This window comes from Pseudomonas sp. 51_B (genome assembly GCF_017491595.1).
Lineage (GTDB): Bacteria > Pseudomonadota > Gammaproteobacteria > Pseudomonadales > Pseudomonadaceae > Aquipseudomonas > Aquipseudomonas promysalinigenes.
On sequence record NZ_JAFGYW010000019.1, the window covers coordinates 63516 to 74632 of the forward strand.

12 protein-coding genes and 1 pseudogene are annotated in these 11117 nt (G+C 64.5%); 4 read left to right on the forward strand and 9 right to left on the reverse strand.

Features of this window, described 5'->3' with window-relative positions:
- Nucleotides 1–9 precede the first annotated feature (9 nt).
- The 8 genes and pseudogenes from J5M56_RS18365 to cbiE form a co-directional block, all read right to left on the reverse strand.
- Nucleotides 10–489: a copper chaperone PCu(A)C gene (locus J5M56_RS18365; RefSeq protein WP_207937493.1), complete on the reverse strand. Its 480-nt coding sequence runs from the start codon at nucleotides 487–489 to the stop codon at nucleotides 10–12.
- A 46-nt stretch (nucleotides 490–535) separates the two neighbouring features.
- Nucleotides 536–925: a DUF2946 domain-containing protein gene (locus J5M56_RS18370; protein WP_207937494.1), complete on the reverse strand. Its 390-nt coding sequence runs from the start codon at nucleotides 923–925 to the stop codon at nucleotides 536–538.
- Nucleotides 926–1037: 112 nt separating this feature from the next.
- Nucleotides 1038–1892 carry an SPFH domain-containing protein gene (locus J5M56_RS18375; protein ID WP_060477907.1) on the reverse strand — a complete coding sequence of 285 codons (855 nt, stop codon included), beginning with the start codon at nucleotides 1890–1892 and terminating at the stop codon, nucleotides 1038–1040.
- A 27-nt stretch (nucleotides 1893–1919) separates the two neighbouring features.
- The gene (locus J5M56_RS18380) at nucleotides 1920–2357 is read right to left on the reverse strand and encodes an NfeD family protein (RefSeq protein WP_060477906.1); all 438 of its coding nucleotides are present in this window, start codon (nucleotides 2355–2357) and stop codon (nucleotides 1920–1922) included.
- Nucleotides 2358–2479: 122 nt separating this feature from the next.
- A pseudogene (vapC, locus tag J5M56_RS18385) lies at nucleotides 2480–2776 on the reverse strand (tRNA(fMet)-specific endonuclease VapC); the annotation flags it as partial.
- Nucleotides 2777–2872: 96 nt separating this feature from the next.
- Nucleotides 2873–3625 (reverse strand): cobalt-precorrin-6A reductase, encoded by a 753-nt coding sequence (locus tag J5M56_RS18390; protein ID WP_207937495.1) that lies wholly within the window; start codon nucleotides 3623–3625, stop codon nucleotides 2873–2875.
- On the reverse strand, nucleotides 3622–4716 hold the full coding sequence (locus J5M56_RS18395) for a cobalt-precorrin-5B (C(1))-methyltransferase (protein WP_207937496.1): 1095 nt from the start codon (nucleotides 4714–4716) through the stop codon (nucleotides 3622–3624). The genes J5M56_RS18390 and J5M56_RS18395 overlap by 4 nt, the downstream gene beginning before the upstream one ends.
- Entirely contained in the window at nucleotides 4709–5920 is a 1212-nt protein-coding gene (gene cbiE / locus J5M56_RS18400) for a precorrin-6y C5,15-methyltransferase (decarboxylating) subunit CbiE (protein ID WP_207937497.1), read from the reverse strand. The genes J5M56_RS18395 and cbiE overlap by 8 nt, the downstream gene beginning before the upstream one ends.
- A gap of 210 nt (nucleotides 5921–6130) precedes the next feature.
- Between cbiE and cobG the strand changes: the two genes are divergently transcribed.
- The 4 genes from cobG to cobJ are packed head-to-tail and all read left to right on the forward strand — an operon-like array spanning nucleotide 6131 to nucleotide 10506.
- Nucleotides 6131–7462, forward strand: coding sequence for a precorrin-3B synthase (gene cobG, locus J5M56_RS18405; RefSeq protein ID WP_207937498.1), 1332 nt, complete (start codon nucleotides 6131–6133; stop codon nucleotides 7460–7462).
- Complete coding sequence (locus tag J5M56_RS18410) at nucleotides 7455–8081, forward strand: precorrin-8X methylmutase (protein ID WP_060477899.1); 627 nt, start codon at nucleotides 7455–7457, stop codon at nucleotides 8079–8081. The genes cobG and J5M56_RS18410 overlap by 8 nt, the downstream gene beginning before the upstream one ends.
- The gene (locus J5M56_RS18415) at nucleotides 8078–8812 is read left to right on the forward strand and encodes a precorrin-2 C(20)-methyltransferase (RefSeq protein ID WP_060477898.1); all 735 of its coding nucleotides are present in this window, start codon (nucleotides 8078–8080) and stop codon (nucleotides 8810–8812) included. Before J5M56_RS18410 ends, J5M56_RS18415 begins: the two co-directional genes overlap by 4 nt.
- Nucleotides 8800–10506 (forward strand): precorrin-3B C(17)-methyltransferase, encoded by a 1707-nt coding sequence (gene cobJ, locus J5M56_RS18420; RefSeq protein WP_207937499.1) that lies wholly within the window; start codon nucleotides 8800–8802, stop codon nucleotides 10504–10506. Before J5M56_RS18415 ends, cobJ begins: the two co-directional genes overlap by 13 nt.
- 9 nt (nucleotides 10507–10515) lie before the next feature.
- Here cobJ and J5M56_RS18425 read toward each other — a convergent pair whose 3' ends face one another.
- Entirely contained in the window at nucleotides 10516–11112 is a 597-nt protein-coding gene (locus J5M56_RS18425) for a MarC family protein (protein WP_060477896.1), read from the reverse strand.
- Between the last annotated feature and the right edge of the window lie 5 nt (nucleotides 11113–11117).

Genomic DNA, 11117 nt, shown 5'->3' on the forward strand with positions numbered 1-11117 from the left:
GAGCGGGTGTCAGTGCGTGTGTTCGTGGGCCTGGACCGCTGGCGCCTGCTTCTGTACGGCTACCTCCACGGTAATGTCGCCAGCCTTCTGGAAGTGCAGGGTCAGCGGGAAGCGCTTGCCGTCGCTGAGCAGGCTGCGGTCCTTGGGCTGCATGAGCATCACGTGGTAGGCGCTTGGGGCGAAGACCAGATCCTTGCCGGCGGGCACCACCACGCTGCTGACCTGTTGCATCTTCATGGCGCCGCTGGCGCTCATGGCATGTTCGTGCAGTTGCGCGTCATCGCTGATCGGGCTGTCGACGCTCAGCAAGCGGTCATCGGCTTTGCCGTTGTTGTGCACGACAAAGTAGGCGGCGACGTTGGGCGCGTTCGGCGGCAGTTGCAGCGACCAGGGGTGAGCGATGTGCAGGTCGCCAACGGTGTATTCATGGGCATTGGCGTAGACGCCCGGCAGCAGCAGGGCAGCCAGTACGAGAGCTTGCTTGAGCATGGTGGTTCTCCGATCTGTTCAGGTTCAGGCACACAGCATGATGAACTCAGACCAGGGGAGAGGCACGGGGATTGAGTGCAGGCCAGAGCTGGCGGGGCGTGGGCCGGTAGTCGCGCAGTGTCGGCGCAAGCCTGCTCAGCGAACTGGGCGGGTTGTGCAGTTGTGGCGGATAACCCGGCAGGGCCAACAGCGGGGCGGTGCCTGAGCAGCACCAGCAGTGCTGCATGTTGGAGTGCTGATCGCCTTGGCTACCGAGGTCGATCTTGGCCAGGGCCTGGACATCGACCTTGGCCTTGCCGGCCATGCTGGAACAGAAAGCCCCCCACAGCAGTTGCTCTGCCGGGCCCTTGGGCGCAGCAGCAGACAACGGCATGGCCAGCAGGTTGAACAGCACTGCAAGGCAGGCGATCCAGGCAATGTGCCGACGTGGGGGCATGGAGAGATCCGGTCAGGAATCGTGGCGGCTATTGTACGGCGCAGTATAGGTAAAAAAGCCGGGGTGCGGTGAAGTGACGCAGCCGGGGGCTGCAAAGCCGCCCCCGCCTGGCTCAGGCCTTGGTGCGGCCCATCAAGCCCCGCACCGTCTCTTGCAAATCCGCTGGCAATACCACCAGCTTCGCATTGTTGCTGCTGGCCAGGTTCTCCATGGCCCCAACATAGCGCTCGCCAAGCAGGTACATGGCCGGTACGGTTTCGTTGCCTACCGCTTCCTTGACCAGCGAGATCGCACGGGCCGAGGCTTCTGCCAGGTTGATCTGCGCTTCGGCATCCAGTTTGGCCGACTGCAGCCGCGCCTCGGCCTCAAGGATCGCCGCCTGTTTGGCACCCTCAGCCCGGGTCACGTCGGCCTTACGCTCACGCTCGGCGGCGGCCTGGCGCTCCATGGCCAACTGCATGTTCTGGGACGGTTTGATGTCTTGAATTTCCACCGAGCGCACGGTCACACCCCAGTCTTCGGTCTGCTCGGACATCGCTTCACGCAACCGGGCCTTGATCTGCTCACGGCTGGAGAGCGCTTCGTCCAGGTCCATCGCACCGACGATCGCGCGCAGCGAAGTCATGGTCAGGCTGGTGACGGCGAACGAGAAGTCCTGCACGCCATAGGAGGCTTTCTGCGGGTCGACCACCTTGGCGAAACACAGGGCGTTGGCGACGATGACTGCATTGTCACGGGTGATGATTTCCTGCTCCTGCACGTCGAGGATGATGTCCTTGGTCGGCAGACGATAGGCGACGACGTCCATGTACGGGATGACGATGTTCAGCCCAGGCTTGAGGGTGTTGTGGTAGCGGCCAAGGCGTTCGACGATCCATTCCTCGCCCTGGGGGACGATCCGCACCCCTTTGAACACGGTGATCAGGACGAACACGGCGAGGGCGCCGACGACGATGAGACTGGTCATGATGAAAACTTCCTGTTGTTTGCCAATTCAGGCCCGGATCACCCGGGCAATGTTGCCTTCGATGGCGACGAGCCGTACACGCTCGCCGGCTGCGATGTCGCTGTCGGCGACGCAGGTCCATTCCTCGTTGCCCAGCAGTGGCTTCTGGAAACGCACGCGGCCTTTCTGGAAAGGGGAGACACTGCCGGTCAGCAGCCCGACTTCACCGATCACGCTGTCGGCAGTCCAGCGCACGTCCGGTTGCTTGCGCTTGAACAGTTTGAACCAGAGGTACGTGGTGACCGAGGAGAGCAGCACCCACAGCAACCCTTGCATGTCCAGCTGCAAGCCTGGAGCGGCCAGGGCGATGAGCGATACCAGCACCGCGCCGATGCCGAACCAGAGGATGAAGAACGTGGGCAGGACCAGTTCGAGCAGGATCAGGCCGATGCCGAAGACCAGCCAGATCCACCATTGCATTTCCATATGAGGGGCGCCTTCCATAGAGGAGGACAGAGTCTAAAACGCTCAGTGGGCGAATGGCCACCCGAAGGTTCTTGATTGTATTGTTGTCGATTAGGGCGTGATCAGTAGGAAATTTCGCTGCGTTAGGCCTGGCCTGTAGGACTCACCAGCCAGTCTTCATTACGCAAACCAGGAACGCGTTGAAATTCACGCACGTTGTTGGTTACGAGCACCAACCCCCGAGCGCGGGCATGCCCCGCTACCAGTTGGTCGAATGGACCGATCGGTGTACCAGCCCGCGCCAGTTCTGCACGTAATTGCCCGCTGTGCTCCGCGGCTTGGCTGTCGTAATCGAGCACTTCCAGGCGGGCTGCGAAGCCTTCCATTATCGAAAGGTTGTGCTCTGGTTGGGTTGACTTCTCTGCGCCGTATATCAGTTCTGGCTGCGGTTACTTTTGAAGACTGCACCTTGCTCCATGATGGGCCTCCTTGGAAGCAGCGAACTGTGACTGAAGTTAAAACGCAGAGCGTATATGTCAAAGGGATATACGCTCTCCTGGCATTTCAAGCATCTCTTTGATCTTGGCCTGCAGCAGGCTCGCATGGGTGAACTCAAGGTCTACCTTTGCTAACGAGGGGCGTTTCAGGATCAGCACTGGCACTCCATGCTCCCTGGCCACCTCAAGCTTCGGCTCGGTCGCCACGCTGCCGCTGTTCTTGCTCACCAGCACATCGATGCGCCGCCTTTGGAACAGTGCCCGCTCGTCTTCGATCTGAAACGGCCCGCGCGCGCCGATCACTTCGCAGCGCTCATTGCCAGGGCAGGCTTCCAGCGCCCGCAGAGTCCAGAACTGCTCCGGCGGAATCTCCTCAAGATGCTGCAGCGGCTCGCGCCCGAGGGTGAACAGTGGCCGCCGAAACGGCTTGAGCGCCTCGATCAGCCCGGCCCAGTCATCCACCTCGCGCCAGTCGTCCCCTGGCTGTGCCTGCCAGGCCGGGCGGCGCAGGGCCCAGCACGTGATGCCAACGGCTTGCGCGGCGCTGGCCGCGTTATGGCTGATCTGCGCGGCATAAGGGTGCGTGGCATCGATCAACAAGGTGATACCCGCTTCACGCAGGTAAGTGGCCAGGCCTTGTGCGCCACCATAGCCACCAACCCTTACCTGGCACGTAAGGTCCTGGGGCACACGCCCGACACCGGCCAAGCTATAGATGTGCTCGGGGCCGAGCTGGCGGGCGATGGCCAACGCTTCTGTGACGCCGCCGAGCAGTAGGATGCGCTGGCTCATTGCACACCAGCCTTGCCGACCACGCCGCCCTGGCGATCGATGGCGAACACTTCCACTTGCACCTGTGCCGGCACCACGCTGCGAGCGAAGGTCAGCGCGTGATCGCACACCGCATCGCCCAGGGCAATGCCGGCGGTGTGTGCCAGGGCCAAGGCTTGCTGGCTGGTGTTGGCCGCAATGATGGCTGCCTGCAGCTCTGCGTCGGCGCCGATGTCTGCAGCCCAGCCGGCCAGCTGCGGCAGGTCGATGCTCGAATGACGGCTGTGCAGGTCCATGTGGCCTGCCGCCAGCTTGCTGATTTTGCCAAAGCCTCCACACAGGGTGAGGCGTGGCACGGGTACTTTGCGTAAGTGTTTGAGCACGGCGCCGACGAAGTCGCCCATCTCGATCAAGGCGATTTCGGGCAGTTGGTAGATTCGGCGCATGGTGTCTTCACTGGCATTGCCGGTGCAGGCAGCGATATGGGTGTAGCCGTTGGTATGGGCGACATCGATGCCTTGGTGGATGGAGGCGATATACGCCGAGCAGGAGAACGGCCGGACGATGCCGCTGGTACCCAGAATCGACAGGCCGCCAAGAATGCCCAGGCGCGGGTTCATGGTCTTGAGCGCCAGTGCCTCGCCCCCTTGTACGTTGACGGTAACCTCGAAACCGCCCTGGTAGCCGCACTCCTCGGCCAACTGCTGCAAGTGCTCGCTGATCATCCGCCGCGGCACAGGGTTGATGGCAGGCTCACCCACCGCTAGCACCAGGCCTGGGCGGGTGACGGTCCCGACGCCTTCTCCGGCCATGAAGCGTATGCCAGGTTGCGTCTGCAAACGGATCTGGCTGTAGAGCAGGGCGCCGTGGGTGACGTCAGGGTCATCGCCGGCATCCTTTAGCGTACCCGCTTCGGCGCGCTCCCCTAGCAGCCGGCAGAACTCCAAGCGCATCTGTACCACCTTGCCCTTGGGCAACGTGATGCTGACTGCATCGTGGCTTTGCCCGGTCAGCAGCAGCCTGGCCGCCGCCAGGCTGGTGGCAGTGGCGCAGCTGCCGGTGGTCAGGCCGCTGCGCAACGGGGCGGGCTGTTCGCGGGTTTCTTCACGCATCGAGGGGCTTCACCACGTCGAGCAAGGTGATAGGTAAAGCCTGGCGCCAGGTGTCGAAGTTGCCCAACGGTTGCGCCTGGGCGATGTGGATACGGGTCAGCTCACCGCCGTGCCGTTCACGAAAATGCGCCAAGGCCAATTCGCTTTGCAGGGTGACCGCATTGGCCACCAGCCGCCCGCCAGGGCGCAGGCGTTCCCAGCACAACGCCAGTACGCCGTCGCGGGTGACGCCGCCGCCAATGAAGATGGCATCCGGGCGTTCCAGCTCGGCAAGGGCTTCGGGGGCCTTACCACGGACCAATTGCAACCCAGGCACCCCCAACGCATCACGGTTGTATTCAATGAAGCCCTGGCGGCCCTCATCGGCTTCGATGGCCAGGGCCCTGCAGGCTGGGTGGGCACGCATCCATTCGATGCCGATCGAACCGCAGCCGGCGCCGACGTCCCACAGCAGCTCGCCCGGCTGTGGCCCCAGGCGTGCCAAGGTGATGGCGCGTACGTCACGCTTGGTCAGTTGGCCATCGTGGCGAAAGGCACTGTCCGCCAGCCCGGCCACACGGGGCAGGCGCATGGCAGCGGGGCTGGCCAGGCATTCGATGGCTACCAGGTTGAGCGCGGCCACTTCGCTGCCCGGCCAGTCATCGGCGGTGCCGTGCAGGTGGCGCTCGGCCTCGCCACCCAAGTGCTCCAGCACGTGCAGGCGGCTAGGCCCGAAACCGCGCTCACGCAACTGCGCGGCGATGGCCGCTGGGCTGCTGCCATCATTGCTCAATACCAACAGACGCTGGCCGCTGTGCAGGTGGGCATTGAGCGCTGCCAGGGGGCGTGCCACCACCGACACCACCTGAACGTCCTGCAATGGCCAGCCCAGGCGCGCTGCGGCCAGCGCACAGGAAGAGGGCATGGACAGCACCTGCATCTGCGCAGCCGGCACCTGCCGCGCCAGGCTGGCGCCAACGCCGAAGAACATCGGGTCGCCGCTGGCCAGCACGCAAACTGGCTCACCGCGTAGGGCCAGCACTGGGGCCAGAGAGAAGGGTGTGGGCCAGTCCTGCCGTTGTGCGCTGATGCAGCGCGGCAGGAGGGCCAGCTGGCGTGGGCTGCCGATGATCCGCGAGGCGCCCAGCAGGGCGCGCCGGGCTTGTTTGCCCAGGCCGCTGAAGCCGTCTTCGCCGATACCTACTACTGTCAGCCAGGGGGTCATGTGTCTCATTCCGCCATTTTTTGGGGCCGCTGCGTGCCTCGCTGTGGGTGAACCCGCCTCTGCAGGTGCAAACGTGTTAACCCGCGAATAAGGCGGTGCGGTCCTGATTTTCTGCTCGATCGCAGTTGAAGCTCGACCACCGGCTTTTCATGCCGCCGGACAAAGCAGGCATAATACCGCGCCTTCTACACTCAAGCGCATTTTCAGCGATTGCCGGACGCCCCATTGACGCCAGCCAACACCCCTCCAGCATCACTACGTCCCTCGGCCTGCCCGGGGTTGTGGCGCATCGTCAGCGCCCGTGACGGCGGCATCTGCCGAATCAAGCTGCCCGGGGGCCTGTTGCTGGCCGATCAGGCCGAGGCGGTTGCGCTGGCAGCCGAGCGCTTCGCGGGCGGGGTGATCGAGGCGACCAACCGTGCCAACCTGCAGATCCGCGGCATAGGCAGCGACCATGCCGGGCTGATCGAAAGTCTGCTGGCGGCGGGCCTCGGGCCACGGGAGGCGGCCGGCGATGATGTGCGCAACCTGATGCTCAGCCCCTTGGCAGGGCTTGATCCGGCGATGTTGATGGATGTGCGCCCGTTGGCCGGGCAAATCCTCGACCTGCTACAGGGTACGCCGCGCTTGCACCAGTTGTCTGCCAAGTTCGCCCTACAACTGGACGGTGGTGAAGGTGTGGCGATGCTGGAGCACCCCCATGATCTATGGCTGTCGTCAATGCACCTGGAGCAGCGCGGCTGGTTGGCATTTGGCCTGGCCAGTTGCCCGGCTGATGGCCACTTAGTGGGTGCGGTGCCGGTGGAACAGGGGCTGGCGCTGGTGCGCGCCGTGCTTGAGCGCTTCCTCGAATTGGCCAGCCCCGAGCAATCGCGTATGCGCCAGTTACTGCAAACTTGCCCGGTGGATGCCTTCATCGATGGCCTGGCGCTGCCGGTGCGCCGCGATGCCCCGGTGCTTGAGTGGCAGCGTGAGAACGTCTCAAGCCCATGGCTGGGGGCCGTGCGGCAGCAGCATGGTATGGCCTTGGGCGCGGCACCGCCGTTGGGCCGGCTATCGGTTGCCATGCTGCGAGGTGCTGGCGCTGTGGCTCGCCGATGGGGGGACGGCAGCCTGCGCCTGACCCCTTGGCAAAGCCTCATGCTTACCAACATCGACCCTGCCGGGCTTGACCAAGCCATGGATGAACTGGCGGCGCTGGGCCTGCTGTGCAGCCCCACCCAGCCCCTGGTGCGTATGGTCGCCTGCACCGGCAGCCGTGGCTGTGCCAAGGGCCAGGCTGACACCAAAGCCGATGCCGCGCAGTTGGCGGCCCTGATCGGCAGTGGCGCGCCGGGCAGTGTGCACCTGTCCGGTTGCCCGCGCTCTTGCGCCTTGGCCCACGTTGCACCGGCCACGTTGCTGGCCCGCTCACCGGGCCGTTATGACCTGTATCTGCGTGACGCGCACCTGCCGGGCCTGGGTGCCCTGCGCGCCACCGACCTTACCTTGAATGAAGCAGGCGCCATGCTCGCCCTGCCGACGGAGCACCTTGATGATTGACTACATCCGCGATGGTCAGGAGATCTATCGCAACTCCTTCCGGATCATCCGTGAGGAAGCACGGCTCGAGCGGATTCCCGCAGACCTGGAAAAGCTCGCCGTGCGCGTGATCCATGCCTGCGGCATGGTCGATGCCATCGATGGTCTGCAGTTCTCTGAGGGCGCCGGTCGCGCCGGGCGTGAAGCGCTGGCCAACGGCGCACCGATCCTCTGCGATGCGCACATGGTGGCCGAGGGCATCACCCGCGCACGCCTGCCCGCCAACAACCCAGTGATTTGCACCCTGCGCGACCCCAGCGTGCCAGCGCTGGCCAAAGACGCCGGCAACACGCGTTCGGCGGTGGCCCTGGAGCTGTGGCGCCCGTACCTGGAAGGAAGTGTCGTGGTGATCGGCAATGCGCCGACGGCGCTGTTCTACCTGCTCGAGATGATCGATGCTGGCGCTCCCAAGCCTGCCCTGATCCTCGGCTTTCCAGTCGGTTTCGTCGGCGCTGCCGAGTCCAAGGCGATGCTGGCCGCCGACAGCCGTGGCGTGCCGTTCGTGATCATGCAGGGCCGCCTGGGGGGCAGCGCCATGGCCGCTGCAGCAGTCAACGCCCTGGCCACGGAGGTGGAATGATGGCGCCGCGCGGACGTTTGCTAGGCCTGGGCGTTGGCCCTGGAGACCCTGAGTTGATCACCGTCAAGGCGCTGCGCTTATTGCGCGAAGCGCCGGTGGTGGCGTACTTCGTGGCCAAGGGCAAGCGCGGTAATGCCTTCGGCATCATCGAGGCACACTTGCAGCCCGAGCAGACTTTACTGGCGCTGGTGTACCCGGTGACCACTGAGTTGCTGCCGGCGCCGCTGTCCTATGAACAGGTGATCAGCGACTTCTACGACGAGGCGGCGGTGCAGGTGGCCGAACACCTGGATGCAGGCCGTGATGTGGCGGTTATCTGCGAGGGCGACCCGTTCTTCTACGGCTCCTACATGTACCTGCACGACCGCCTTGCCCAGCAGCATGCTGCCGAAGTGGTGCCAGGTGTCTGCTCGATGCTCGGTGGCGCCTCGGTATTGGGCGCACCGCTGGTGTATCGCAACCAGAGCCTGTCAGTGCTGTCCGGTGTGCTGCCTGCCGAAGAGCTCAAGCGCCGCCTGGCAGATGCCGATGCCGCGGTGATCATGAAACTGGGCCGCAACTTCCCCAAAGTACGCCAGGTGCTCGGCGAACTGGGCCTGGACCGGCGCGCGCTGTATGTGGAACGGGCGACCATGGCCAACCAGAAGATCGTGCCGTTGGATGAGGTCGACCCGCAGTCGTCGCCGTATTTCTCGCTGATTATCGTGCCGGGGGAAAAATGGCAGGGCTGAACAGGCAGCAGGCACCGGCCATCGTCATTCTTGGGCCGGGCAGTCTGGCCACGGCGCAGCGTATCCAACTGCGTTATCCACAAGCGACGATTCATGGCCTGCGTGGCAGGGTCGAGGGTGCCGATCAGTACTACGACAGCTTCGGCGACAGCTTGCGAGCGTTGTACCAACAGGCGGTACCAATCATTGCGCTATGCGCCGCTGGCATTGTCATCCGCAGCCTGGCCAGCCTGCTGGATGAGAAAGGCGCAGAACCACCGGTGCTGGCGGTGGCCGAGAACGGCAGCGCGGTAGTGCCGTTGCTGGGCGGCCTGAGCGGGGTCAACGTGATGGCGCGCGAGTTGGGTGAGGCGCTGGGTGTGACAGCGGCGATCACCACCAGTGGCGAACTGCGCTTTGGCACCTGCCTGCTCAACCCTCCTGAGGGCTATACCTTGGCGGATATCGAGCAAGGCAAGCGCTTCGTTTCTGACCTGCTGGCCGGTGAAGGCGTGCGTATCGAAGGCGACGCGCCCTGGCTTGCGCATGTTCAACTGCCGACCAGTGACGCAGCCCGGCGCACCATCCATGTAGGCTGTGAGGCCCGCCAGGCCAGCCGCGACGAGTTGCTGATCCACCCGCGGGCTGTGGTGGTGGCAGTGGCAGCTGCCAGGGCTGGGCTGGCCGAGCACGTGCGTGGCGCCCTGAGTGCGGCCGGGATTGCCGAGCGTTCACTGGCGTGTCTGCTGGTGGCCGAGCAAGCCATGGCCGAACCTGCTTTGCACCAGGCCGCTACTGAACTCGGCGTCGAGCTGCGCTTCGCGCCCCTGCAGGGCACGTTGGCCAGCATGGTGGCTGATGTATTGCCCGATGCGCAGCTGATCGAACAGCCTGACATGGTCATCGCCAGGGCGCGGCAGCCGGTCGACCCCGCGCGCCTGGGCCGCAAGCGTGGTCGCCTGGCGGTGATTGGCCTGGGCCCTGGCGCTGCCGAGCTGATGGTGCCAGCGGTCAAGGCCGAACTGTCCCGAGCCCAGGACATCCTTGGCTACGAGACCTACGTGCGCATGGCCGGGCCGTTTCGTGACGATCAAGTGCAGCACTGCACCGACAATCGCGAAGAAATGCAGCGTGCACGGCATGCCTTCGAACTGGCAGCCCAGGGCCGTTCGGTAGTGGTGGTATCTTCCGGCGACCCGGGGGTGTTCGCGATGGCTGCAGCAGTGCTCGAGGCGCTGCATGCTTCCAGCGACCCTGCCTGGCAGCGCGTCGACCTGCAAATCCTGCCGGGGGTTTCAGCTTCGCTGGCCACCGCGGCGCAAGCGGGCGCACCGCTGGGCCACGACTTCTGCGTAATGTCCCTGTCGGACAACCTCAAGCCTTGGTCGATCATCGAAAAGCGCCTGGACCTGGCGGCACAGGCCGACCTGGTGCTGGCCTTCTACAACCCCATCTCCAAGTCCCGGCCGCATCAGCTGGGCAAGGCCCTGGAGGTGGTGCGCTGGCACCGCAGCGGGCAGACACCGGTGGTGCTGGGGCGTGACATCGGCCGGCCAGGGCAGACGCTCAGGGTGGTGACCCTGGCCGAGCTGACTCCAGAGATGGTCGACATGCGTACCATGGTGCTGATCGGTTCATCCACCACCTGTACCTTCGGCCGCGCAGACGGCAGCCAATGGGTCTACACCCCGCGTTGGTATCCAGAGGCGCCGTGAAGCCGGGGGCTAGCCGACCAGGTAGCCCTTGATCCCGGTGAAGATGATCTGCGCTGCCAGGGCGCAGACGAACAGGCCCATCAAACGGCTGACGATCTGCAGGCCCTGGTCACCGAGCAGCCTTTCGATGCCATGGGAGAGGTACAGCACCAGGCCGACCGTAAAGCTGGCCATCGCGATACTGACGATGGCCAGCAGCTTGTCGTCCCAGTGGGGTTGGCCGACGCCCATGACCAGCAGCGCACCGATGGTGCCCGGGCCTACGGTAAGAGGGATGGTCAGCGGCACGATGGTCACGTCCTGCTGCACGTTGTCGGCCTGCACGGCCGGTTTGCCCTGGGCCATGCTCAGCGCCGAGATGAACAGCACGCTGCCGGCACCGATGCGAAAGGCATCGGCAGTGATGCCGAAAATACCGAAGATCGCTCGCCCGAACAGATAGAGCAATACGCTGGCCACCAGTGCGGCGAACGCCACCTTCCAGGCCAGTTGCTTGCGCTCTTTGCTGGAGTGACCACGGGTGAGGCTGATGAAGCACGACAAGACGAAGAACGGGCTATAGAGCACCAGCATCTTCAGGTAGACACTGAACAACGCGTGGAGCATGGGAG